Source organism: Amycolatopsis sp. NPDC047767 (assembly GCF_040704195.1).
In the GTDB taxonomy this organism is placed as follows: Bacteria; Actinomycetota; Actinomycetes; order Mycobacteriales; family Pseudonocardiaceae; genus Amycolatopsis.
In genome coordinates, this window is record NZ_JBEYSJ010000018.1 from 25,908 (window position 1) to 49,257 (window position 23,350).

The following is a 23,350-nucleotide window of genomic DNA, read 5'->3' on the forward strand; positions in this document are numbered from 1 at the left end:
CGGCGGTCAGGGTTTCCACAGGGCCCGACACCGAAGGCGCAGTACAGGCGAGACACGTTCAGCCCGTGACCGGGGAGGCAGAGAATGTCAGTCCAGACTCTCGAACGCGAAGCGCGCGGGATTCGCGAGCGTGGGATTCCAGCACAGCAGAACGAGGAACCCGCGAGTGTGGGGACGCTCACGGACGCCGACCTCGACGCCCAAAGCCCGGCCGCCGACCTGGTGCGCGTGTACCTGAACGGCATCGGCAAGACCGCGCTGCTCACCGCGGCCGACGAGGTCGAGCTGGCCAAGCGCATCGAGGCGGGCGTGTTCGCGCAGCACATGCTCGACACCGCCGAAGACCTCACGGCCAAGCGCCGCACCGAGCTCACCGCGCTGGTGCGCGACGGGCACGTGGCGAAGAACCACCTGCTGGAGGCCAACCTCCGCCTCGTGGTCTCGCTCGCGAAGCGCTACACCGGCCGGGGGATGCCGCTGCTCGACCTGATCCAGGAGGGGAACCTGGGTCTGATCCGCGCGGTGGAGAAGTTCGACTACTCCAAGGGGTTCAAGTTCTCGACCTACGCCACCTGGTGGATCCGCCAGGCCATCACCAGGGGGATGGCCGACCAGGGTCGCACCATCCGGCTGCCGGTCCACCTCGTGGAGCAGGTCAACAAGCTCGCCCGCATTCGCCGCGACCTGCACCAGCAGCTCGGCCGTGACGCGACGCACGAAGAGCTGGCCGCCGAGTCGGGCATCCCGGTGCACAAGATCTCGGACCTGCTCGACCAGTCGCGCGACCCGGTGAGCCTCGACATGCCCGTGGGCGCCGAGGAAGACGCCCCGCTGGGCGACTTCATCGAGGACTCCGAAGCGACCGACGCCGAGAGCGCCGTCATCTCCGGTCTCCTGCAGGACGACCTGCGCCGCGTCCTCGCGACGCTCGACGACCGCGAACAGCACGTCATCCGCCTGCGCTACGGCCTCGACGACGGCCAGCCCCGCACGCTGGACCAGATCGGCAAGCACTTCGGTCTCTCGCGCGAGCGCGTGCGTCAGATCGAGCGTGAGGTCATGGCGAAGCTCCGCCAGGGCGAGCGAGCCGACCGCCTGCGCGCGTACGCGTCCTAAGTCGTTGAAACCCCGAAGACCCCGTGGCCCCCGGTCCACGGGGTCTTCGGCGTTCCCGGGCCGTTTTCGGGCCGTCTTCGACCCGTTTTCGCAGGCGGGGCGCGGCGAACGATCACGGGCGTTTGAGCCTGTTGGTGAGTGGGTAGCAACCAGTGGGCAACACCCGTTCGGCCGCGTTGACTTATGACCTACGTCACGAGACTGTCGTGCTAGGCGAACGGAACGCCAGGTGTGAGCCACGCGGCGGGTGTACGCATCCGGCCGCTTTCCCCGGGAGGTCGGGTCCGTCGGGGTGGGCCCGGCCTCCCGAACCAAACTCCCGAAGTGCCCTGCAACACAGTCGCCGCGCGGGTGTGCGGGGCGCCGGAGACCGCTGAGTACCGTGGTCGGATCCCGATCAGGGCAAAGGAGCCTGGCTGTGCCGTCCACCACGTTTCAGCACACCGAAGTCCTGCCGCTGGGCAAGGACACCACCACCGAGTACCGGCTGGTCACCGCCGACGGCGTCGAAACCGTCGAAGCGGCCGGCCGGAAGTTCCTCAAGGTCGACCCCGCGGCGCTGACCACGCTCGCGCGCACCGCCATCACGGACATCCAGCACCTGTTGCGTACGTCACACCTGCAGCAGCTGCGGGCGATCGTCGACGACCCCGAGGCGAGCGGCAACGACCGGTTCGTCGCGATGGACCTGCTGCGCAACGCGGCCATCTCGGCCGGCGGCGTGCTGCCGATGTGCCAGGACACCGGCACGGCCATCGTCATCGGCAAGAGGTCCGAGGGCGTGCTGACCGGAGGTGACGACGAGCGGGCCCTGTCGGAGGGCATCTTCGACGCCTACCAGCAGCTGAACCTGCGCTATTCGCAGATGGCGCCCACCAACTTCTGGGAAGAGCGCAACACCGGCACCAACCTGCCGGCGCAGGTCGAGCTGTACCACAAAGACGGTGAAGGCGATCCCTCCTACGAGTTCCTGTTCATGGCCAAGGGCGGCGGGAGCGCGAACAAGACGTTCCTGTACCAGGAGACCAAGGCCGTCCTGAACCCCAAGCGGCTCGCGCGGTTCCTGGACGAGAAGCTGCGCAGCCTCGGCACCGCGGCGTGCCCGCCGTACCACCTGGCGATCGTCGTCGGCGGCATGTCGGCGGAGTTCAACCTGAAGGTCGCGAAGCTGGCTTCGGCGCGCTACCTCGACACCCTCCCGACCGAGGGTTCAGAGCTGGGGCACGCGTTCCGCGACCCGAGCCTCGAGCAGCAGGTGCTGGAGATGACGCGCCAGTTCGGCATCGGCGCGCAGTTCGGCGGCAAGTACTTCTGCCACGACGTGCGCGTGATCCGCCTGCCGCGCCACGGTGCGAGCTGCCCGGTCGGCATCGCGGTCTCGTGCTCGGCCGACCGCCAGGCCAAGGCCAAGATCACCGCCGACGGTGTGTTCATCGAGCAGCTCGAGCGCGACCCGGCGCAGTTCCTGCCCGACGTGACCGAGGACGACCTGTCCGACGAGGTCGTGAGCGTGGACCTCAACCGCCCGATGGACGAGATCCGCGCGCAGCTCTCGCAGCTGCCGGTGAAGACGCGGCTGTCGCTGTCCGGGCCGCTGGTCGTCGCGCGCGACATCGCGCACGCGAAGATCGCCGAGCGCCTCGACGCCGGCGAGGAGATGCCGCAGTACCTCAAGGACCACCCGGTGTACTACGCCGGCCCGGCGAAGACGCCCGACGGCTACGCGTCCGGTTCGTTCGGCCCCACCACGGCCGGGCGCATGGACTCCTACGTCGAGCAGTTCCAGGCCGCGGGCGGCTCGATGGTGATGCTCGCGAAGGGCAACCGCTCCAAGCAGGTCACCGCCGCGTGCCAGAACCACGGTGGTTTCTACCTGGGCTCGATCGGCGGCCCGGCCGCGCGGCTGGCCAAGGACTGCATCAAGAAGGTCGACGTGCTCGAGTACGCCGAGCTCGGCATGGAAGCCGTGTGGAAGATCGAGGTCGAGGACTTCCCCGCCTTCATCGTCATCGACGACAAGGGCAACGACTTCTTCGCCGCCACCAGCGAACCGGTGCTGCAGATCAGCTTCCGCTAGCACCGCCCCGATGCAGCCCGATGTGGTGTTCGGTGCGCTCAAACGCACCGAACGCCGCATCGGGTGCGCTCAGCGCAACCAACGCCACATGGGGGTGGTCGGGTCAGTCGTCGGTGACCTGGGCGATCAGGCGGTCCAGCTCGGCCAGCTCCGCCGACGACAGCGCGAGCATCGACTTCGGCGGCTCCCCCAGGATGCGCTCGGCCTGGGCCGCGGCCACGGCGCCGGGGGCCGTGACGGTGACGACGCGGCTGCGCCGGTCCTCGGGGTGCGGTTCGCGCAGCACGAGGCCGCGGCGGACGAGCTCGTCCACGACGTGCGTGGTGTAGGGCCGGTCGGTGTTGAGCTGCTCGCTCAGCTCGCTCATCGTCAGCGCCCGGGCCGCGACCCGGCGCAGCGCCTTGATCTTGATGAAGCTCATGCCGAGCGCTTCGCACACTTCACGCTTGCGTTCGTGGCGGTCGAGCACCAGCGCGCGCACGCGGGCCCACACGCGGGTGGCGACCTCGAGGTCGGACTCCGTGCCCATGTCAGGCCCGGACCAGTCCCGAGTCGGCTTCCTCTTCGACGCCCACGCGCCGCGCCGTGGCGTACGCCCAGCGCGTGGTGGTCACCAGCCCCAGCACGAGCACCAGCAACCCGCAGCCGCCGATGATCCACCAGCCGGCGTGGCTGGCTGCCGCGAGGCCGCCGGCGAACGGGCCGTGCACGCGAGCGGTGACGACCGCGCCGATCACCGCCACGCCCAGCGACGTGCCGACCTGGCGGCTCGTCGAGGCGATCGCGGCGGCGACCCCGGCCTGCGAGCGCGGCATGCCGGACACCGCCGCGTAGGTGATCGGGGCGTTGACCAGGCCGAACCCGATGCCGAACACGACGTAGGCGATGATCAGCCGCCACAGCGGCGTGGTCGAGGACAGGTCGAGCATCAGCAGCGCGCCGATCACGGTGCCGATCCCCGCGCCCACCAGCGGCAGCCGCGCGCCGCGGGTGCCCACGAGCCGGCCGGAGATGGGCGCGCAGATCGCGCACATGATGGCCATCGGCAGCGTGAGCAGGCCCGCGTGCAGGGCGCTGAAGCCGCGGGTGTCCTGCAGGTAGAGCGAGTTGAGGAAGAGGAACCCGGCCATCGCCGCGATGCCGGACACCGCCGTGAGCGTGGCGCCGGAGAACGGTGCGCTGCGGAAGAACCGCGGCTCCAGCAGCGGGTCTCGCCGCCTTCGTTCGTACGGCACGAACACAGCCACCGAGACCAGGGCGAGCACGAACGCGACGAGGATCTGCGGCGAGCCGTACCCGGCGTCGCGGCCCTCGATGATGCCGTAGGTCAGCCCGGCGAGGAACACGATCACCAGCAGCTGGCCCACCGGGTCGATCCGGCGCGGCCGCGGCGCGCGCGACTCCGGCACGAACACCGCGGTGAGCACGACCGCCGCGATGACGACCGGCACGTTGATCCAGAAGATCGAGCGCCAGCCGGCCGCGCCCACGAGAAGCCCGCCCAGCACCGGACCCACGGCCATGGACAACCCCATGGTGGCGCCCCACATGCCGATCGCGCGCCCGCGCTCCTTCGGGTCCGTGAACGTGTTGGTGACGATCGACATCGCCACCGGGTTGAGCATCGACCCGCCGATGGCCTGCAGCGCGCGGAACGCGATGAGCAGGCCCACGCTCGGCGCGAGACCGCACAGCAGCGAGCCGACGCCGAAGAGCACGAGGCCCGTCTGGAACGTGCGCCGCCGCCCGAGCCGGTCGGCCGTCGAGCCCGACAGCATGAGCAGGCTCGCGAGCACGAGCGTGTAGGCGTCGATCGTCCACTGCAGGCTCGACACGGACGCGCCGAGATCGTGCTGAATGGAGGGCAGCGCCAGGTTCACGATCGTGTTGTCGAGCCCGACGATGAACAGGCTCATGCAGCAGACCGCCAGCACGATCTGGCGCCGCCGACGGCTGAGCTCCGGCACGGTACCCCTTCACAGAAGGTAGTTGTAGAATCCTAACATTTAGCACACTACAACTAACTGTCCGCGCCTACCGCCGAACGCGGTACAGCTCACGCCGCATTGCGGTCAGCCGGGGAACATCTTCGTAAGCCGGGCGAGGGTCTTCTCGATGCCGTCGGCGTTGCATTTCGGGAAGCCCATCAGCTCGATCGCCAGCGGCGAGGCCGCGGTGGAGTAGTCGAACGTCTCGGTCACGGTGGTCTTGCCCTCGCCTGCCGGCTCCAGCAGCCAGCGCCAGCGGTGACCCACGAAGTGGCGCCACGCGATGAGCCGGTTCTCCTCGAACTCCACCACGGTGTTGCTGATCCGGTACGGCGCGCCCAGTTTCATGTCCATCCCGAACTTCGCGCCGAGCGAGAGCCGGGAAGGGGCGCCGTCACGGCCGCGGCGGACCGTGCCGGACCCGTCGATCAGCGGGTGGTTGGCGGGATCGGCGAGCAGGTCGAACAGCTGCTCGGGTGACGCGGCGACGACCGCGGTGCGCGAGATCTGGCGGGTGCCCATGCCCGGTGAGCCTAGGGCTCGGTCGGTGCGCCCACGATTCGAACGCGGGGCGGGAAGGTGGAGATCACCCGGGTGCCACGGGTGCGGGTGTGGCACCCGGGTGATCGCCGGTGCCGGTGCCGGTGGCTCGGTCCGGTGCCCCCCGACGAGCCGTGCGGTGCCGACCCCGGCGAAGCCGTCACCGAGGCGGTGACTGCTTCAGAACCACCGTCCGCTCGCCGAGCGGCGCGGCGAGCGCGACGGAGATGTAGGGGTAACGCAGGTCCATCGTGCACATCTGACCGGTCTGCGCCTTGGTCTCGCTCAGGTCCAGCACCACGTGCTGCGCGGTCTGCTCGATCGCCTCGCCGAGGGCGTGGCCGCAGCCGCCCTCTTCGGCGCGGACGTTGATGATCGTGCCGCCGTTGGCGGTGTAGACCTCGTGCGGGAAGCCCGACGGCAGTGCCTTCGCGTCGACCTTGTCCGCGGGCACCGGCGTGCTGCCGGCCGGCACCTCGAGCCGGGACCGGCCCGGCGGGTTGGGCGGTGGCTTCGGCACCGACGACGGCGAGGTCGAGATGCTGCCGCTCGGTGCCGCGGAATCGCCTCCGGACGCGGGGTTCGTGGCCATGGTCGCCTGGGCGCCGCAGGCTGTCACCGTGGCGAGGATCAAGCCCGTGCCGACCAGCTTCGTCAAGTACCTCATGGCTCAAGGACGGAACACGGACCGCATCCGGTTGCATCCGCTCACGGACCGGGGCGCAGCACCAGCTTCCGGCCGCCGAGCGGTTCGGCCAGCGGCACGGGCAGCGAGATCTCGCGTACGTGCATGGGGCACATCTGGCCGTGGGGCGCCTTGGTGACCGTGACGATCACGACGGCCTGCTGCGCGGTCTGCTCGCCGGCGGCGGCCGTGATGTGGTCGCAGCCGCCCTCTTCGGCGTGGATCACCACGACCTTGCCGCCCTGCGCGAGCGTCACGTCGTGGGGGTAGCCGGCGGGCAGCGCCGACGCGTCGAGCTGGCCGGCGGCGGGTGCCGTGTCACCGGGCGGGGTGCCCTGCGTCGGCCGGCTCTGCGGCGGGCCGGACGGGGACGGCAGCGGCATCGGCGGGGGCAGCGTGGGTGACGACGGCACCGACGGCGTCGTCGGAGACGGCATGGTTGAAGTCGGCGCGGTTGAAGTCGGCGGTGCGCTGGACGGGCCCGGTCCCGCCGGCGCGGCCCCTCCGCCGCCGCACGCCGCGGCCGAAAGCAGCAGAACGCTCACACCCAGGACTTTCACCGTTGTCCGCATACCGTGCGGACGGAATCCGGGCCGGGGTGGTTGCACGGGCCGGGAAGAAACTTCAGTCGAGCACGTCCGGCAGGTCGCGCACGGAGTCCAGCACGTGCGTCGCCCCGGCCTCGGTGAGCTCGGCGCGCGTGCCGGCGCCGGTCAGCACCCCCGCCACCACGCGCGCGCCCGCGGACAACCCGGTGCGCACGTCCGACGGCGTGTCCCCGGCGACGGCGACGTTGCGCACGTCGGTGACGCCCAGGCGCAGCACCGCCGTCAGCACGAGGTCCGGGTACGGGCGCCCGCGCCGGCCCTCGCCCGGGGCGAGGGTGAGGTCGGCGAGGTCGCGCCAGCCCAGCGCCTCGAGGATCGCCTGCTGCGTCACGGCCGCGAAGCCGGTGGTCAGCGCGACTTTCACGCCGCCGTGGCGCAGGCCACGGATCACGTCCTCCGCGCCGGGCACGGGCTTGCACTCCCCCGCCGCGACGAGCTCGGCATAGGCGCGTTCGAACTCCGCGTTGGCGCGCTGCGCGAGGTCCTCGGCCGGCAGCAGGGCACGGAAGACGGTGATCTTCGACTGGCCCATGGTGGCGTTCACGTGCGCGAGCATCGCCGGGAACCGATCGTCGGATTCGGGCACTCCGGCGGCACCGATCGCCGCGGTGAAGGCGCGCACCACGAGCCCGTCGTCGACGACGGTGGTGCCGGCGAGGTCCAGCACGACCAGCTCGGTCGTCACAGGCCCAGCTCCCGCGCGGTGTCCTCGGCGATCGCGGGCGAGCACGTCATGCCGCGCCCGCCGGGGCCGGTGACGAGGAAAGCGTTGTCCGCCAAGCGTTCCCGGTGCACGATCGCGGCCGGGTCGAGGGCCTGGGCGTACACGCCGGCCCAGCGGCGGCGGATGCGCGGCAGCGGCCGGCCCAGCAGCGCGCCGGCGACCTCGGCGAGGTGCTCGTACGGGTCTTCGGTGACGTCGAAGCCGAAGGGCTGGTCGTACTCGTGCGTGTCGCCGATGGTGAGCGAGCCGTCGAGGCGCTGGACCATGAGCAGCTGCATGGCGTGGGCGGCGGCGACGTCGCCCTGGGGCTGGGTGCGGCCGAGCTCGGCCAGCGCGTCGCTGCGGAAGGCCGGGTAGTAGCGGAAGCTGTCGGCATCGGCGACGCTCGTGGTCAGCGTCTCGCCGAGGGGTTCGGTCTGCGCCATCTGCAGCCGCACGCGGCGCACGGGGATTTCCCCGGCGAGCTCGCGGACGAGTCCGCCGAGCCACGCGCCGGTGCAGAAGATCGTGACGTCGCCTTCGTGGCGGTTACCGTGGTCGTCGGTGACGCCGGTGTCGGTCAGCGTGCGGACTTCGCGGCCGGGCAGCCAGGTGTAGCGGCCGGTCTTCTGCAGCACCGCGCGCAGGGCGGGCTGGGCGGTGCGGGGTTCGACGGCCGCGTCGCGCTCGCACCACAGCGCAGCCGTGAAGTCGCCGCGCAGCGCGGGGTTCAGCCGGCGGGTCTCGGCCGGGGTGAGGAGCTCGAAACCGCGCTCGGCCGCGTCGGCCTTCGTGGTCGCGGCTTCGGCGACGGCGCGCTCGGCTTCGGTGCGCAGGACCGTGAGCGAGCCGTTGGCGCGGAAGCCCAGCACCGGCGTCTGCTCGGCGATCGTCTGCCACAGCTGGCGGGCGCGCAACGCGGTGGTGAGCTCCGGGCCGTCCGCGCGGCCACTGACCCAGACGAGACCGAAGTTGCGCACGGACGCGCCGCGCGCTTCGGGCTCGCGTTCGAGGTGGACGACGTCGTGGCCGCGGTGGATCGCCTGCCACGCGTGCATGGTGCCGAGGACGCCGCCACCGACGATGAGGATTCGCACGAGCGCCACGGTCGTTCAGCGGTGGGAATGGGGAGTTTCGCGGTGGGGAACGGAGAGTGAAGACGTGGGGTGGAGTGACTCGGGGTTGTTTGTCCCGGGGTTGTTTGCGTCAGCGTTGTTTCGCTCAGAAGCGTCCGCTGGCGACGAACACCGCGACGGCGAGGATGAGGGCGTTGACGGTGACGTTGCGCCACTCCGCGGCCTTGTGCTGCACGATCGCGAGCCGCGCGTGCATGGCCATCGCCCCGATCATCACCACGACCAGGCCGACGGCGGCCCAGCCCGTCAGGCTCGGCGCGACGCCCGTGAGCTGGGGCAGGATCAATCCGACCACGGCGATGAGCTCGCAGATCGCGGTGAACCGCACCACCGGCAGCGGGTAGGCGGCGGCGCCGGTCTGGCCCGTTTCGAGCATGCGTTCGCGCGACATCGTGGACTTGAGCGAACCGGACAGGGCGAAGAGCAGGGCCAGGACGATCTGCCCGGCCCAGAGTGCGGCGTTCACGGGGTCTCCCTTCGAATGGCGGTCGCGGGGGGAACGAGGGAGAGCCGCGAGGTGTGACACAGGGATTTCGGCGCCGAGCTGTGGTTGGCTGTCGCTGCCCGCACCCGGTGAAAGGAACCCACCATGCCGCTCGCCCGCCGGCTGGGGCTGACCGACGCCGTGTTCCTCGGGCTCGGGTCGATGGTCGGCGCGGGGGTGTTCGCGGCGTTCGCGCCGGCGGCCGGCGCCGCGGGGGCCGGGTTGCTGCCCGCGTTGGGGATCGCCGCGGTGGTCGCCTTCTGCAACGCGACGTCGTCGGCGCGGCTGGCGGCGCGGCACCCGGAGTCGGGCGGCACGTACGTGTATGGGCGGGCGCGGCTCGGTGAGTTCTGGGGGTACCTCGCGGGCTGGGGGTTCGTCACCGGCAAGACGGCGAGCTGTGCGGCGATGACGTTGACGGTCGTGGCGTACGCGGCGCCCGGGGTGGGGCAGCCGTGGCGGGCGGTGATCGCGGTCGGGGTCGTGGCGGCCGTGACGGGGGTCAACTGCCTCGGGGTGCACCGGTCGGCGCTGGCGACGCGGGTGATCGTGGTGATCACACTGGTGGTGTTGGCGGTGGCGGTCGGGAGCGCGACGTCGGGCGGGTTCGTGGCCGAGCCGTTCACGCCGTTCGACGGTGGCGGGGTGCTGACGGCGGCGGGGCTGCTGTTCTTCGCGTTCGCCGGATACGCGCGCCTGGCCACGCTCGGGGAGGAGGTACGGGACCCCGCGCGGACCATTCCGCGGGCCATCCCGCTCGCTCTCGGGCTGACGCTGGTGGTCTACGCCGTGGTCGCCGTCGCGTTGCTGCTCACGCTCGGGCCGCAACGGCTGGCGGCGAGCCCGGACCCGATCGCGGAGGCGGCCGCACCATGGCTCTCACCGGTCGTGCGGGCCGGCGCGACGCTGGCGTCGCTGGGCTCGTTGCTGGCGCTCGTGCTCGGTGTCTCGCGCACGACGCTGGCGATGGCCCGTGACGGGTACCTGCCGCGCGGGCTCGCCGTGGTGCACCCGCGGTTCGAGGTGCCGCAGCGGGCGGAACTGGCGGTCGGCGTGGTGGTGGCCGTGCTCGCCACGACGGTGGATCTCCGTGGGGCGATCGGGTTTTCGTCGTTCGCGGTGCTGGTGTACTACGCGATCGCCAACGCGGCGGCGTTGCGGCTGCGGGCGGACGAGAACCCGGCGCCGCGGTTCGTCGCCGTGCTGGGGCTCGCGGGGTGCGCGGAGCTGGCGTTCAGCCTGCCGTGGCCTTCGGTGGTGGCGGGGTGCGCGGCGCTGGCGCTCGGGGCGCTGGCGTACGCCGTGCGGAGGCGAACTGCCCGGCACTGAACCGGTTCTGTGGCACGAGGGGACCGTTCGCCCGAAAGATCCGAAGAAAGTCGGTTGTCCGGTTGACCGGGGTCTGGTGTAGTCGAGTCATCACTCCCCGTATCCCCGTTCCCTTGTGGACACCGGAAGGACGGATTCCCGCATGACCTTCAAGAGACGGTTCACCCTGCTCGGAAAAGCTCTCGTCGGCGTCACGGCGCTGGCCGCCGCGGTCGGGCTCGCGACCCCCGCCGTGGCCGGCCCGCCGCCGTCGACGAACGGCACCCAGGTGGTGGGCGGCAGCCGGGCAGCGCAAGGCGAGTTCCCTTGGATGGTAAGGCTTTCCATGGGCTGCGGCGGCGCGCTGTACACGCCGCAGATCGTGCTCACCGCCGCCCACTGCGTCACGCGCACCGGCTCGAACTCCTCGATCACGGCGACGCTCGGCGTGGTCGACTTGCAGAGCTCCAGCGCGAAGAAGGTGCGCTCCAGCTATGTCTACCGCTCAACCACGTACGACACGACCGGCGGTGACTGGGCGCTGATCAAGCTCGCGAGCCCCGTCTCCGGCGTCCCGACGCTGCCGCTCGCGTCCAGCGCTTCCCTGAACACCGGCACGTTCACCATCGCGGGCTGGGGCGCCGCGACCGAGGGCGGCGCGCAACAGCGTTACCTGCTGAAGGCCCAGGTGCCCTTCGTGAGCGACTCGACGTGCAAAGCCCAGGGCGGCGACTACTCCGGCCTCATCGCCAACGCGGAAATCTGCGCGGGCAACGTCTCCGCCGGCGGCGTCGACACCTGCCAAGGCGACTCCGGCGGCCCCATGTTCCGCCGTGACACCGCCGGCGACTGGGTCCAGGTCGGCATCACGAGCTGGGGCACCGGCTGCGCCCGCGCCCACGCACCCGGCGTGTACACCGAGGTGACCACCTTCGCCAGCGCAATCGCCTCGGCGGCTTCGAAGATCTGACTCGCCTGACGGAGACGGCGTGCCGCCGAGGCGGTGCGCCGTTCTCCGGCGCTTCGAGACCAGACCGCTTCAGCGCGTCTTGTCCAGTCGTGCCAACGTTTCCTCGTGGCCGCTCACCAGGTCCGCCATCACGTCGGCCACCGGGCGGACGCGGTCCATACGGCCGACGATCTGGCCGACCGGCATCGAGACCACCGTCGGGTCGTCCGCGGCGTGGATGCGGTTGTGGGCGTGGGAGACCAGGAGGTTCTGCAGGGGCATCGGCAGGGGCTCGGGCGCGCCGGGGGCGGACCAGGCGTCCGTCCAGCGGGTTTTGAGCAGGCGGGCGGGTTTGCCGGTGTAGATGCGGGTGCGGACGGTGTCGGCGGACGTCGCGTTGACCAGTGCGGTCTGCATGGCGCCGGAGGCCGGCATGGTGCGGCGGTACTCCTCGGTGGCGAGCCAGACCGAGCCCATCCACACGCCCGACGCGCCGAGCGCCAGCGCGGCCGCGACCTGGCGGCCGGAGCCGATGCCGCCGGCCGCGAGCACGGGCACCCGCGCGCCGACGGCGTCGACGATCTCCGGCACCAGCACCATCGACGCGATCTCGCCGGTGTGCCCGCCGGCCTCGTATCCCTGCGCCACCACGAGATCCACGCCGCGCGCGACGTGGCGGGCCGCGTGCTCACCCTTGCCCGCGAGCGCCGCCACGGGCACGCCGGCGGCGTGCGCGCGCTCGATCACGTCTTCGGGCGGCGAGCCCAGCGCGTTGGCGATGAGGCTGATGCGGTGCTTGAGCGCGACGGCCACATGGGACCGCGCCACCGAGTGGAGCCAGCCGAGCACGCCGGCGCGTTCGTCGGTGTCGTCGGGCAGTGGGGGCACGGCGAGATCGCGCAGCACTTCGTCGACAAAGGACCGATGCGCGTCGGGGATGAGCTTGGTGAGGTCGACCTGGGTGCCCTCGGCGGGGATCTTCGCGGGCATCACGATGTCCACACCGTACGGCTTTCCGCCGGTGTTCTCGTCCATCCAGGACAGCACGGCGTCGAGCTCGGCGGTGTCGTTGAACCGCACGCAGCCGAGCACGCCGAGGCCGCCCGCGCGGCTGATCGCGGCGGCGACGTGCTCCGACGGCGTGAAGCCGACGATCGGCAGCTCGATGCCCAGCCGGTCGCAGAGGGAAGTCCACATGCGCACTCCTAGGCGGGTTCGTGTTCGGCTGCGTAGCGCTGGGCCCACGGGTAGTCGGGTTTGCCGCTGGGCGAGCGGCCGATCTCGTCGGCGAGCCAGACCGTGCGCGGCACCTTGTAGCCCGCGATCTCGGTGCGCACGTGCGCCTCGATCGCCGCGAGGTCGGGCGCCACGCCGGGCCGCGGCTGCAGAACCGCGGCCACGCGCTGGCCGAGGCGCTCGTCGGGGACGCCGATCACGAGCGCGTCGAACACGTCGGGGTGGGATTTCAGGGCGCCCTCGACCTCTTCGGGGTACACCTTCTCGCCGCCGGTGTTCACGCACTGCGAGCCGCGGCCCAGGAGAGTCACCGTGCCGTCGTCCTCGTAGCGGGCCCAGTCGCCGGGCACGACGTAACGCACGCCGTCGACGTCGGCGAAGATCGTGCGGCTCTTCTCGGGGTCGTTGTAGTAGCCGAGCGGCACGTGGCCGCGGCGGCCGATGAGCCCGACCGCGCCGGGCACGCGCTCGACGACCGCGCCGTCCTCGTCGAGCAGGATCGCGTCCTTGCCGAACATCACGCGCGGTCCGGCGCTGTGGTCGGAGTCCCTGCCCACCATGCCGATCCCGGTGAAACCGCTTTCCGACGAGCCGATCGCGTCGGTGAGCACGACGCCGGGCAGCAGGTCGAGCAGCTCCTGCTTCACCGACTGCGAGAACAGCGCGGCGTGACTGGACACGGCGACGAGCGAGGAAGCGTCGTAGTCGCCCTCGCGGTAGGCCTCCACCAGCGGGCGCGCCATGGCGTCGCCGACGATGGTCATCACCTGAACCTTGTTCTCCTGCACGGCTTTCCACACGTCGTGCGCGTCGAACTGCGGCACGAACACCACCGGGCTGCCGGTGAACAACGCGCCGAACGCGGCCCACTGCGCGGCGCCGTGGATGAGCGGCGCAGCGGGCAACCGGGTGAGGCTGCCGGCTTTGCCCTGCTCGGCGAGCGTCCACTCGTCGGGCACGTACTCGCCGGTGACGAAGTTGATGCCGCCGCCGAGCGCGCGCCAGATGTCCTCGTGACGCCAGAGCACGCCCTTCGGGTAACCGGTGGTGCCGCCGGTGTAGAGGATGTAGAGGTCGTCGGCGCTGCGCTCGGGGAAGTCGCGGCACGGGTCGTGCCGCGCGAGCGCTTCCTCGTAGGCGACGCCTTCGAAGGCCGCGTCCGACCCGTCTTCGACGACGACAACGTGTTTCAGTTTCGGCGTCTCGGGGAGGACTTTCGCCACCTTGCCGGCGAAGCGGCGCTCGTGCACGAGGGCGACCAGATCGGCGTTGCCGAACAGGTACCTCAGCTCGCCGTGGACGTAGCGGTAGTTCACGTTCACGGCGACGGCGCGCAGCTTGTACGCGGCGAACATCGTTTCCAGGGCCTCGATGGAGTTGCGGGAATAGACACCGATGTGGGACCCGCGTCCCACGCCGTGGGTGGCGAGGTGGTGCGCCAGGCGGTTCGCGCGGGCCTCCAGCTCGGCGAACGTCACCTGCCTCGCTCCGCACACGACCGCGACACGCTCCGGCACGGCGTCGACGGCGTGCTCGAGTAGATCCGCGATGTTGAGTGCCACGCCCTTCAAAGTAGAACATGTTATCGTTCTGGGCAATGGCCCGCGTTCTCCGGGAGGTTTCCTTGGCCGCACCCCACGCCCTCGTGTCCCTGGAAGGCCAGACCCTCGTGGTGACGATGAACCGCCCCGAGGCCCGCAACGCGCTCACCGGCGAGATGCTCGCGATCATGACCTCGGCGTGGGACCGCGCGGACACCGATCCGCAGGTGCGCTCCTGCATCCTCACGGGCGCGGGCGGCGCCTTCTGCGCGGGCGCCGACCTGAAGTCGATGTCCCGCAACGCCCCTTCCGACGCCTTCGACTCCGGCGCCTTCGACCCGAGCCGCATCGACGGTCTCCTGAAAGGCCGCCGCCTTTCGAAACCCCTACTCGCGGCCATCGAGGGCCCCGCCATCGCCGGCGGCACCGAAATCCTCCAGGCGACGGACATCCGCGTCGCCGGTGAATCCGCGCGCTTCGGCGTCTCCGAGGCCCGCTGGGGCCTGTTCCCCCTGGGCGGCTCCGCCGTGCGGCTGGCGCGCCAGATCCCCTACACCCTCGCCGCCGACCTCCTCCTCACCGGCCGCCACCTCTCGGCCCCCGAGGCCCTCGCCTGCGGCCTCATCGGCCACGTCGTCCCCGACGGCACCGCCCTCTCCCGCGCCCTGGAACTGGCGTCACTCATCAACGCCAACGGCCCCGTCGCGGTCCGCGCCATCCTCCGCACCCTGCGCGACACAGAGGGCCTGCCGGAGAACGAGGCCTTCAAACTGGACGCCAAGTACGGCATGGAGGTCTTCGCGTCGGCCGACGCGAAGGAGGGACCGCGCGCGTTCGCGGAGAAGAGGAAGCCACGGTTCGAGGGTCGTTGAGATCGCGAAGGGGCCGGCCTCTTCACTCAAGACACGTACCGCTCCCTCAACCTCCTCTTGTACAGCTTCCCGTTCGGGTCCCTCGGCAGCTCGTCCAGATAGTCCACCGACCGGGGCAGCTTGAACCGCGCCAAGCGGGTCGCCGCGAAAGCCAGGAGTTCCGAAGTCAAGGCAGCAGAGGGAGAAACGCCAGCAGCCGGCTGCACCACCGCCTTGATCTCCTCGCCCCAGTCGTCGTGGGGGATGCCGAAGACGGCGATGTCGGCGATTTTCGGGTGCATCACCAGTTCGCCCTCGATTTCGGCCGGGTAGATGTTCACGCCGCCCGAGATGATGAGGTCGGCGGCGCGGTCGTGGAGGTAGAGGTAGCCGTCGGTGTCGAGGTGGCCGATGTCGCCCAGGGTGAACAGCGAGCCGACGCGGGAGCGTTGGGTTTTCAAGCGGTCGCCGTGGTATTCGAAGGACGAGTCGCCCATCTTCAGGTACACCGTGCCGACCTCGCCGGGAGGGACCTCGACGCCGGCGGAGTCCAGGACGCGCACGGTCGAGCCCGGCCAGGGCAGGCCGACGGAGCCCGGCTTGCGCAGCCACTCCTCGCCCGTGATGACGGTGCCGCCGCCTTCCGTGGCGGCGTAGTACTCCGTGACGACCGGGCCCCACCAGCCGAGCATGCGGCGCTTGACCTCGGGCGGGCACGGGGCGGCGCCGTGGATCATCACACGCAGCGAGGACAGGTCGAAGCCCGACCGCACTTCGGGCGGCAGCGCGAGGAGGCGGCGGAACTGCGTGGGCACCATGTGGCTGTGCGTCACGCGATGCCGCTCGATCAGGCGCAGCATGTCGGCCGCGTCCCAGCGGTCCATGAGCACTGCGGTGTGGCCCAGCTGCACGGAAATCGCGACGAAGTTCAGCACGGCCGTGTGGTAGAGCGGCGAGCCGCACAGGTGCACGTGCCCGTCGAAGGGCGCCAGGCCGAAGATCCCGAAGAACCACGTCGACGCCGCCGGCACCTCGTCCGGGTCGGCGCCCGTCAGCGGCCGCCGGACACCCTTGGGCCGGCCCGTGGTGCCCGACGTGTAGAGCATCGGCGAACCCGCGGTCCTGGAACCGGGCCGCCCCTCCCCCAGACCCGCGCCCAGCTCCTCCATCCGCTGGAAGCCCGGCACCTCCCCCACGGCGAACCGCGCCCTGATCCCGGCCTCGTCCGCGGCCGCCACGGCGACGTCCGCGAACCGTTCGTGCGCCAGGAAAGCCTTCGCCCCGCTGTCGGCCAGGATGTACGCGACCTCCGGCGCGACGAGATGCCAGTTGACCACCACCACGTACAGCCCCGACTGGATCGCGGCGAAGTAGGCGGCCAGCAGCTCGTCGCCGTTGGGCTGCAGCAGCACGATCGCGTCGCCGGCCTCGAGGCCGAGCTCGCGCAGGCCCAGCGCGTAGCGGTTCGCCTTCGCCGCCAGCTCGCCGTAGCCGACTTCGCGACCGTCGGGGTCCACCAGTGCCGCGCGGTCCGGCTCGGCCGCGGCGATCGTCCACAGTCCCAGGTCCATGGCTCCAAATCTAGAACGCGTTACACATACGCACAACAGCCATCTTGCCTGTAATTCGAGAACGTGTTTCACTCAGGAACGTGACGGACACCCCGCTCTCGGCGCCGCTCGACGTCGGATTCGACTACACCCGCTCGACCGGGCCGGTGCTCGGCCGGTTCGTGAACGCCCTGCGCGAGCGCCGGATCGAAGGCGTCCGCGGCAGCGACGGGCGCGTCCACGTGCCGCCGCCCGAGTACGACCCCGTGACCGCCGAAGCGCTCGGCGAGTTCGTGCCGGTGCGCGCCGAGGGCACCGTCGTCTCCTGGACGTGGTGTGCGAAGCCGCTGGAAGGCCAGCCGTTGTCGCGCCCGTTCGCGTGGGTCCTGGTCAAGCTCGACGGCGCCGACACCACCCTCCTGCACGCCCTCGACGCCGGCGAACCCGGAGGAGTCCACACCGGACAGCGCGTCAAAGTCCGGTGGGCGACCGAAACCGTCGGTCACATCCGCGACATCGCGTACTTCCTGCCAGCGGACGCACCCGAAACCGAACCCACCGAACCTCCACCCCCGGTGGCGAAACGCGAAGACGGCGCCCCCGTCGAGGTCGTCATCACCCCGGTCCACCTGCACTACCGCCACTCCGCGTCCCCCGAGGAAAGCCGCTACCTGCGCGCGCTCGCCGAAGGCCGGCTGATCGGGCAGCGCTGCCCCGCCTGCGCGAAGGTGTACATCCCGCCGCGCGGCGCGTGCCCCACCGACGGCGTGCCGACCACCGACGAGGTCGAGCTGCCCGACACCGGCATCGTCACCACGTTCTGCATCGTCAACGTCCCCTTCCTCGGCCAGCGCATCAAACCGCCCTACGTCGCGGCCTACGTACTCCTCGACGGCGCCGACATCGCCTTCCTGCACCTCGTGCTCGGCTGCGCCGCCGAGGACGTGCGGATGGGCATGCGCGTGCGCGCGGCGTGGCGGCCGCGCGAGGAGTGGTGGACGTCGCTGGAGAACATCAGCCACTTCGAACCGACCGGCGGGCCTGACGCGCCGTACGAATCCTTCGCCCACCACCTGTGAGGGGGACGCATGCCCGAAGTCGCCGTCGCCGGGTTCGCGCAGGCACCGAACGTCCGCGAGACCGCCGGCACCACCAACGGCGTCGAGATGCTCGTCCCGATCCTGGCCGAGGTGTTCGCCGCCACCGGATTGTCCAAACAGGACATCGGGTTCTGGTGCTCCGGCTCGTCGGACTACCTGGCCGGCCGGGCGTTCTCCTTCATCGCGGCCGTCGACGCCATCGGTGCCTTCCCGCCGATCCACGAGTCGCACGTGGAGATGGACGCCGCGTGGGCGTTGTACGAGGCCTGGCTGAAGATCCGCATGGGCGAGGTCGACACCGCGCTCGTCTACAGCTTCGGCAAGGCCAGCGCCGGGCAGCTGCGCCGGGTGCTCGCGCTGCAGCTCGATCCGTACGTGCTCGCTCCCCTCTGGCCCGATTCCCTCGCCATCGCCGGGCTGCAGGCCAGGCTGGGCCTCGACGCCGGGCTCTGGTCCGAAAAGGACCTCGCCGAGGTCGCCGCCCGCAGCCGCGCCGACGCGGCCGGAAACCCCGCCGCGCAGCTGTCGGGTGAGGTCGACGTCGCCACCCTGCTCGACACTCCGTACGTCGCGGATCCCTTGCGCGCCCACGACATCGCGCCGGTCACCGACGGCGCGGCCGTGCTCGTGCTGGCCGGCGCCGAGCGGGCGAAGGACCTCGTCGACCGGCCCGCCGTCCTCACCGGCGTCGAGCACCGCATCGACTCCCCCGTCCTCGGCGCCCGCGACCTGACTCGGTCGCCGTCCACCGAAGCCGCCGCCCGCAACCTCGACCTCGACGGAGTCGAGCTGGCCGAGCTGCACACACCGTTCACGCACCAGGAACTCATCGTCCGCACCGCGCTCGGGCTCCGCGACGGCGTGCGGATCACGCCGTCCGGCGGCGCGCTCACCGGCAACCCGATGTTCTCCGCCGGCCTCGCCCGCATCGGCGAGGCGGCCGCACGCATCCACCGCGGCGAGGCGGGCAAAGCCCTCGCCCACGCGACGAGCGGCCCGGCCCTGCAACAGAACCTCCTCGCCGTGCTGGAGGCGCGATGACCAAGCAGCTCGCGGCCGTGCTCGGCACCGGCCAGACCCACCACCGCGCGAAGCGCACCGACGTCTCCATGCCCGGCCTGCTGCGCGAGGCCATCGATCGCGCGATGGCCGACGCCCAGGTCGGCTGGGACGACATCGACGCCGTGGTGCTCGGCAAGGCCCCCGACCTGTTCGAGGGCGTGATGATGCCCGAGCTGTTCCTGGCCGACGCGCTGGGCGCGACCGGGAAACCGTTGCTGCGCGTGCACACCGCGGGTTCGGTCGGCGGCTCGACGGCGCTGGTCGCCGCGTCGCTCATCCAGGCCGGGGTGCACCGGCGCGTGCTGACGGTGGCGTTCGAGAAGCAGTCGGAGTCCAACGCGATGTGGGGGCTTTCGATCCTGCCGCCGTTCCAGATGCCGGTGGGCGCCGGCGCGGGCGGGTACTTCGCGCCGCACGTGCGCTCCTACATCCGCCGCTCGGGCGCGCCCGCGCACGTCGGGGCGATCGTCGCCGCGAAGGACCGGCGCAACGGCGCGCTCAACCCGTATGCGCACCTCCGGCAGGCCGACATCACCGTGGAATCCGTGCAGGCGTCGCAGATGCTGTGGGACCCGATCCGCTACGACGAGACGTGCCCCTCCTCCGACGGCGCCTGCGCCATGGTGCTCGGCGACGAAGCCGCGGGCGACGCGGTGCCGGGCGGGGCCGCGTGGATCCACGCGACAGCGATGCGCACTGAGCCCACCACGTTCGCCGGCCGCGACCAGGTGAACCCGCAGGCCGGGCGCGATGCGGCGAAAGCGTTGTGGCACGAGGCCGGGATCACCGACCCGCTGTCCGAAGTGGACGTCGCCGAGATCTACGTGCCGTTCTCGTGGTTCGAGCCGATGTGGCTGGAGAATCTGGGGTTCGTGCCGGAGGGCCAGGGCTGGAAAGTCACCGAGGCCGGCGACACGGCGCTGGGCGGCCGGCTGCCGGTGAACCCGTCGGGCGGGGTGCTGTCGTCGAACCCGATCGGCGCGTCGGGGATGCTGCGGTTCTCCGAGGCGGCCAAGCAGGTGATGGGCCGTGCGGGCGACTACCAGGTCGAGGGCGCGCGCGTGGCGCTCGGCCACGCGTACGGCGGCGGCTCGCAGTACTTCAGCATGTGGGTGGTGGGCTCGGCCAAACCCGGCTCATGACCGGCGCCGGCCGCGCAGCGCGAACAGCGTGCCGAGCGCCCCGAGCACCGCGCCGAGGGCGAGCGGACCGGCCGTGTGCTGGCGCGGCGCGATGACCGGCCGCAGCTCCGTGGGCGACGGCGGCGGGACCGGTTTCTGCGGTGCGTCCCGAGCCGTGGCCGTCCAGGCTGTGATGTAGATGAGCATGCGCGCGATCAGGGAGATGAAGAACAGCAGACCGATCACGGATCCGAACGCGACGCCCGAGGGCGACGCGCTGATCAAGTTCAGGTAGATGCCACCCGCCTGCTTGAGCAGCTCGAACCCCAGCGCCGCCGCGACCGCGCCCCGCATCGCGCTGCGCCAGCCGACGCGTTCGCGGGGCAGCCGTGTGAGCACCCAGAGGAACACCAGCCAGTCGGCCAGCAGCGCGAGGGGCACCGACGTCGCCGAGAGCACGGAGTGGCCCCAGCTGGTGTCGTCGACGCCGACGAGTTTCAGCAGGTAACGGCCCATGGCCGTGCCCGACACGGTGATGCCGAACGACACGATCAGCGCGGCGGCGAGCCCCAGCAGCGCGAGCACGTCCATGAGGATCGTGCGCAGCAGCGGCCCGTCGGAGCGGTTCTGCCCGTACATCGCCGTGAGCGCGTCGCGCAGGGAGTTCATCCAGTTCCACCCGGAGTACAGCCCGACGACCAGACCCGCGACGCCGACGCTGGTGCGCTGCTCCACGAACCCGGTGAGCAGGTCCGACGCCTTCTCACCGAGCGCGCCGGGCAGCGTGCCGGAAATGGCGTGCAGCATCTGATCGAGCAGCTGCGGCTGCGTGGCCAGCACGAACCCCGCGGCCGACGACGCCAGCATCAGAATCGGCACCAGCGAGAGCAGGCTGAAGTACGTGATCGAGGCGACGTAGTGGTAGCCCCCGTAGTCGAGGTACCGGTTGGTGGCCAGCGCGAGGTGGTCGAGCCAGCGGTACCGGGCCCGCGCGCGGGCCCACCGGCTCGGCCCCGGCAGTTGAGGGTTCACGGTCACTGTCTACCCAGCCGGAGCCGGGTTTGTCGCACCGGACCCGCCTTTCACCCCAGGACGACGAGTTTGTCGTGATCGTCGGGCGGCGGCGCGCTGTCGGTGGTCGCGAAGACGGTGGCGCCGAGGAACTCGAGCTCGCAGCCGAGCGGGGTGAGGAACCCGGTGTCGGCGGCGTCGCGACCGGTGGCGATGCGGAGCATCACGGAGCGCGGGGCGAGGCGGGTCGCGTCGAACACGAGCCAGCGCCCGCCGACGCCGGCCTCGAACACGGCGTGGAAGTCCATCGGTTTGAGGCCCGGGGCGTACACGGTGGTGAAGCGGGCGGGGATGCCCGCGGCCCGGCAGAGGGCGACGCAAGCGTGGGCGAAGTCGCGGCAGGCACCTTCGCCGGATCTCAGGGCGGTGGCGGCGTCTCGGCCCCAGGGGGTGGCGGCGACGTAGTTCAGCCGGTCGTGGACGTGGTCGGCGATGGCGCGGACGCGGGTGCGGTCGTCGCCCTCGCCGGGTTTCAGGGCGGCCATGCGGTCGGACGGGCAGAAACGGCTCGGGCGGGTGTAGCGCGCGAGGTCGGCGAGCGTGACGGGCTCGGCGGCGGTGCGGCAGAGCGTGCGTTCGCCGTGGTAGGTCACGCGGTGCTCGCCGGCGGGGAGGTCGTACACCTCGGCGCGCGTGCCGTGGTCGAGCTCGGCGATGCGGGGAGCGCCGGCGGCGGAGACGGTGAGCTCGTCGGTGTCGGCCTGGACGGCGGCGACCGAGATCGCGGCGAGACCGGGCTTCGTCACCCGGACGCCGAACTCGACGTCGACCGTCACGCGTTGCGCCACCAGGCCATCATGCCGGTTTCGGGCGGATCGAGCCTGGTCAGGCGTAGCGGACCGGGTAGTGCTTGATGCCGTTGAGCCAGCTGGAGCGCAGCCGCTGCGGGGGCGCGGCCTCGGTGATGCCCGGCATGACGTCGGCGATCGCGGAGAAGATGAGGTCGATCTCGAGGCGGGCGAGGTTGGCGCCGAGGCAGTAGTGCGAGCCGGTGCCGCCGAAGCCGACGTGGGGGTTGTCCTCGCGGAAGACGTCGAAGCGCTCGGGCTCGTCGAACACGTCGGGGTCGAAGTTGGCGGAGCTGTAGAACATGCCGACGCGGTCGCCGCGGCGGATGTGCGCGCCGCCGAGCTCGGTGTCGCGTGTGGCGGTGCGCTGGAACGCGACCACGGGCGTGGCCCAGCGGACGATCTCGTCGGGCGCGGTCTTGGGCTTTTCCTCGCGGTAGCGCGCCCACTGGCCGGGGTGGTCGAGGAAGGCCTTCATGCCGTGGGTGATGGCGTTGCGCGTGGTCTCGTTGCCGGCGACGGCCAGCAGGATCACGAAGAAGCCGAACTCGTCGGAGCCGAGCGCTTCGCCGTCGACGTCGGCCTGCACGAGCTTGGTGACGATGTCGTCGACCGGGCAGCGGCGGCGTTCCTCGGCCATGTTCCAGGCGTAACCGACGAGCTCGGCGCTCGCGGTGAGGGGCTCGAGCTCGTACTCGGGATCGTCGTAGGCCACCATCTGGTTGGACCAGTCGAAGATCTTCATGCGGTCCTCCTGCGGCACGCCGATGAGCTCGGCGATGGCCTGCAGGGGCAGCTCGCACGCGACGTCGGTGACGAAGTCGCCTTCGCCCTTGCCTTTTGCCTCCGCGACGATGCGCTCGGCGCGTTCGCGCAGGGTGTCTTCGAGCTTGGCGATGGACTTCGGCGTGAAGCCCTTCGCGACGATGCGGCGCAGCTTCGTGTGCTGCGGGGCGTCCATGTTGAGCAGCACGAGGCGGTTGGCGTCGAGGTTCTCCGACGTCATCTGGTCGTCGAAGCGGATGATGGCGGTTTTTTCCCACGACGAGTACAGCTCGCTGTCGCGGGAGACCGCCTTGACGTCGGCGTGGCGCGTGACGACCCAGTAGCCGTCGTCCCCGAAGCCGGCGGTGTTGCGGCGCTGCGGGTTCCACCACACCGGCGCCGTGCGGCGAAGCTCGGCGAACTCCTCCAGCGGCAGGCGGTCGGCGTAGAGATCCGGGTCCGTGAAGTCGAAACCGGCGGGCAAAAGCGGAGCGGCCACGGCTGCCTCCTGCACGGGATCGGCGGTGATTCGCGCACTGCAACACGTTCTATGAGTTATTGGAGCATACAGTGTTAACTTACGGAACCCTGTTTGGTGATACCCGTTTACTTTACCGATTCTGCGCAGGTTAACGAGCGCTCAGTTGGTGAAGATCAAAATCAGCGGGCAG

The 23,350-nt window shown here is 71.0% G+C and carries 22 protein-coding genes; 8 read left to right on the top strand and 14 right to left on the bottom strand.

What is annotated here, in order from left to right:
* Positions 1-84: 84 nt before the first annotated feature.
* Both AB0878_RS28925 and AB0878_RS28930 read left to right on the top strand, forming a co-directional pair.
* Positions 85-1,116, top strand: a complete 1,032-nt coding sequence (locus AB0878_RS28925) for a sigma-70 family RNA polymerase sigma factor (protein WP_366583373.1) — start codon at positions 85-87, stop codon at positions 1,114-1,116.
* A 418-nt stretch (positions 1,117-1,534) separates the two neighbouring features.
* A complete protein-coding gene (locus AB0878_RS28930; RefSeq protein WP_366583374.1) occupies positions 1,535-3,193 on the top strand; it encodes a fumarate hydratase in 1,659 nt (552 codons plus the stop codon).
* Positions 3,194-3,296: 103 nt separating this feature from the next.
* Here AB0878_RS28930 and AB0878_RS28935 read toward each other — a convergent pair whose 3' ends face one another.
* From AB0878_RS28935 to AB0878_RS28970, 8 genes are all read right to left on the bottom strand, one after another.
* Entirely contained in the window at positions 3,297-3,722 is a 426-nt protein-coding gene (locus AB0878_RS28935) for a MarR family transcriptional regulator (protein ID WP_366583375.1), read from the bottom strand.
* Between the two features lies 1 nt (position 3,723).
* A complete protein-coding gene (locus tag AB0878_RS28940; RefSeq protein ID WP_366583376.1) occupies positions 3,724-5,160 on the bottom strand; it encodes an MFS transporter in 1,437 nt (478 codons plus the stop codon).
* Positions 5,161-5,265: 105 nt separating this feature from the next.
* The gene (locus tag AB0878_RS28945) at positions 5,266-5,703 is read right to left on the bottom strand and encodes an SRPBCC family protein (RefSeq protein ID WP_366583377.1); all 438 of its coding nucleotides are present in this window, start codon (positions 5,701-5,703) and stop codon (positions 5,266-5,268) included.
* A 178-nt stretch (positions 5,704-5,881) separates the two neighbouring features.
* Entirely contained in the window at positions 5,882-6,388 is a 507-nt protein-coding gene (locus AB0878_RS28950; protein ID WP_366583378.1) for a hypothetical protein, read from the bottom strand.
* A gap of 41 nt (positions 6,389-6,429) precedes the next feature.
* A complete protein-coding gene (locus AB0878_RS28955) occupies positions 6,430-6,843 on the bottom strand; it encodes a hypothetical protein (RefSeq protein WP_366583379.1) in 414 nt (137 codons plus the stop codon).
* A 187-nt stretch (positions 6,844-7,030) separates the two neighbouring features.
* Positions 7,031-7,699 carry a phosphonatase-like hydrolase gene (locus AB0878_RS28960; RefSeq protein WP_366583380.1) on the bottom strand — a complete coding sequence of 223 codons (669 nt, stop codon included), beginning with the start codon at positions 7,697-7,699 and terminating at the stop codon, positions 7,031-7,033.
* The gene (locus AB0878_RS28965; RefSeq protein ID WP_366583381.1) at positions 7,696-8,814 is read right to left on the bottom strand and encodes a TIGR03364 family FAD-dependent oxidoreductase; all 1,119 of its coding nucleotides are present in this window, start codon (positions 8,812-8,814) and stop codon (positions 7,696-7,698) included. The genes AB0878_RS28960 and AB0878_RS28965 overlap by 4 nt, the downstream gene beginning before the upstream one ends.
* A 124-nt stretch (positions 8,815-8,938) precedes the next feature.
* Complete coding sequence (locus tag AB0878_RS28970; protein WP_366583382.1) at positions 8,939-9,319, bottom strand: DoxX family protein; 381 nt, start codon at positions 9,317-9,319, stop codon at positions 8,939-8,941.
* A gap of 123 nt (positions 9,320-9,442) precedes the next feature.
* On the opposite strand from AB0878_RS28970, the gene AB0878_RS28975 reads away from it, so the two are divergent.
* Positions 9,443-10,666: an amino acid permease gene (locus AB0878_RS28975; RefSeq protein WP_366583383.1), complete on the top strand. Its 1,224-nt coding sequence runs from the start codon at positions 9,443-9,445 to the stop codon at positions 10,664-10,666.
* 142 nt (positions 10,667-10,808) lie between these two features.
* On the top strand, positions 10,809-11,615 hold the full coding sequence (locus AB0878_RS28980; RefSeq protein ID WP_366583384.1) for a serine protease: 807 nt from the start codon (positions 10,809-10,811) through the stop codon (positions 11,613-11,615).
* 69 nt (positions 11,616-11,684) lie between these two features.
* Here AB0878_RS28980 and AB0878_RS28985 read toward each other — a convergent pair whose 3' ends face one another.
* Entirely contained in the window at positions 11,685-12,791 is a 1,107-nt protein-coding gene (locus tag AB0878_RS28985) for a nitronate monooxygenase family protein (RefSeq protein WP_366583385.1), read from the bottom strand.
* An 8-nt stretch (positions 12,792-12,799) separates the two neighbouring features.
* Positions 12,800-14,392: an acyl-CoA synthetase gene (locus AB0878_RS28990; protein WP_366583386.1), complete on the bottom strand. Its 1,593-nt coding sequence runs from the start codon at positions 14,390-14,392 to the stop codon at positions 12,800-12,802.
* 62 nt (positions 14,393-14,454) lie between these two features.
* Between AB0878_RS28990 and AB0878_RS28995 the strand changes: the two genes are divergently transcribed.
* Positions 14,455-15,243, top strand: coding sequence for a crotonase/enoyl-CoA hydratase family protein (locus AB0878_RS28995; RefSeq protein WP_366583514.1), 789 nt, complete (start codon positions 14,455-14,457; stop codon positions 15,241-15,243).
* Positions 15,244-15,269: 26 nt separating this feature from the next.
* On the opposite strand, the gene AB0878_RS29000 is transcribed toward AB0878_RS28995, so the two are convergent.
* Positions 15,270-16,793: an acyl-CoA synthetase gene (locus AB0878_RS29000; RefSeq protein WP_366583387.1), complete on the bottom strand. Its 1,524-nt coding sequence runs from the start codon at positions 16,791-16,793 to the stop codon at positions 15,270-15,272.
* Positions 16,794-16,873: 80 nt separating this feature from the next.
* Between AB0878_RS29000 and AB0878_RS29005 the strand changes: the two genes are divergently transcribed.
* From AB0878_RS29005 to AB0878_RS29015, 3 genes are read left to right on the top strand one after another with little or no spacing between them, the layout of a single operon-like run.
* Positions 16,874-17,851 (top strand): OB-fold domain-containing protein, encoded by a 978-nt coding sequence (locus AB0878_RS29005; protein WP_366583388.1) that lies wholly within the window; start codon positions 16,874-16,876, stop codon positions 17,849-17,851.
* A 9-nt stretch (positions 17,852-17,860) separates the two neighbouring features.
* On the top strand, positions 17,861-18,913 hold the full coding sequence (locus AB0878_RS29010) for a thiolase domain-containing protein (protein WP_366583389.1): 1,053 nt from the start codon (positions 17,861-17,863) through the stop codon (positions 18,911-18,913).
* Positions 18,910-20,076 (top strand): thiolase domain-containing protein, encoded by a 1,167-nt coding sequence (locus AB0878_RS29015; protein ID WP_366583390.1) that lies wholly within the window; start codon positions 18,910-18,912, stop codon positions 20,074-20,076. The genes AB0878_RS29010 and AB0878_RS29015 overlap by 4 nt, the downstream gene beginning before the upstream one ends.
* Here the strand turns inward: AB0878_RS29015 and AB0878_RS29020 are convergent.
* Genes AB0878_RS29020 through AB0878_RS29030 form a run of 3 tightly spaced genes read right to left on the bottom strand, consistent with a single transcriptional unit; the run spans position 20,071 to position 23,178 of the window.
* Positions 20,071-21,093 (bottom strand): YhjD/YihY/BrkB family envelope integrity protein, encoded by a 1,023-nt coding sequence (locus AB0878_RS29020; RefSeq protein ID WP_366583391.1) that lies wholly within the window; start codon positions 21,091-21,093, stop codon positions 20,071-20,073. The genes AB0878_RS29015 and AB0878_RS29020 overlap by 6 nt on opposite strands.
* A 44-nt stretch (positions 21,094-21,137) precedes the next feature.
* Complete coding sequence (locus AB0878_RS29025) at positions 21,138-21,914, bottom strand: transglutaminase-like domain-containing protein (RefSeq protein WP_366583392.1); 777 nt, start codon at positions 21,912-21,914, stop codon at positions 21,138-21,140.
* 37 nt (positions 21,915-21,951) lie between these two features.
* Positions 21,952-23,178 carry a cytochrome P450 gene (locus tag AB0878_RS29030; protein WP_366583393.1) on the bottom strand — a complete coding sequence of 409 codons (1,227 nt, stop codon included), beginning with the start codon at positions 23,176-23,178 and terminating at the stop codon, positions 21,952-21,954.
* Positions 23,179-23,350 lie beyond the last annotated feature (172 nt).

What these genes read in the sequence shown, in the direction of transcription:
- AB0878_RS28925 (WP_366583373.1), top strand. Translation starts at nt 85, where the DNA reads ATGTCAGTCCAGACTCTCGAACGCGAAGCGCGCGGGATTCGCGAGCGT.
- AB0878_RS28935 (WP_366583375.1), bottom strand. Translation starts at nt 3,722, where the DNA reads ATGGGCACGGAGTCCGACCTCGAGGTCGCCACCCGCGTGTGGGCCCGC.
- AB0878_RS28945 (WP_366583377.1), bottom strand. Translation starts at nt 5,703, where the DNA reads ATGGGCACCCGCCAGATCTCGCGCACCGCGGTCGTCGCCGCGTCACCC.
- AB0878_RS28950 (WP_366583378.1), bottom strand. Translation starts at nt 6,388, where the DNA reads ATGAGGTACTTGACGAAGCTGGTCGGCACGGGCTTGATCCTCGCCACG.
- AB0878_RS28955 (WP_366583379.1), bottom strand. Translation starts at nt 6,843, where the DNA reads ATGCCGTCTCCGACGACGCCGTCGGTGCCGTCGTCACCCACGCTGCCC.
- AB0878_RS28975 (WP_366583383.1), top strand. Translation starts at nt 9,443, where the DNA reads ATGCCGCTCGCCCGCCGGCTGGGGCTGACCGACGCCGTGTTCCTCGGG.
- AB0878_RS28980 (WP_366583384.1), top strand. Translation starts at nt 10,809, where the DNA reads ATGACCTTCAAGAGACGGTTCACCCTGCTCGGAAAAGCTCTCGTCGGC.
- AB0878_RS28985 (WP_366583385.1), bottom strand. Translation starts at nt 12,791, where the DNA reads ATGTGGACTTCCCTCTGCGACCGGCTGGGCATCGAGCTGCCGATCGTC.
- AB0878_RS29000 (WP_366583387.1), bottom strand. Translation starts at nt 16,793, where the DNA reads ATGGACCTGGGACTGTGGACGATCGCCGCGGCCGAGCCGGACCGCGCG.
- AB0878_RS29010 (WP_366583389.1), top strand. Translation starts at nt 17,861, where the DNA reads ATGCCCGAAGTCGCCGTCGCCGGGTTCGCGCAGGCACCGAACGTCCGC.
- AB0878_RS29015 (WP_366583390.1), top strand. Translation starts at nt 18,910, where the DNA reads ATGACCAAGCAGCTCGCGGCCGTGCTCGGCACCGGCCAGACCCACCAC.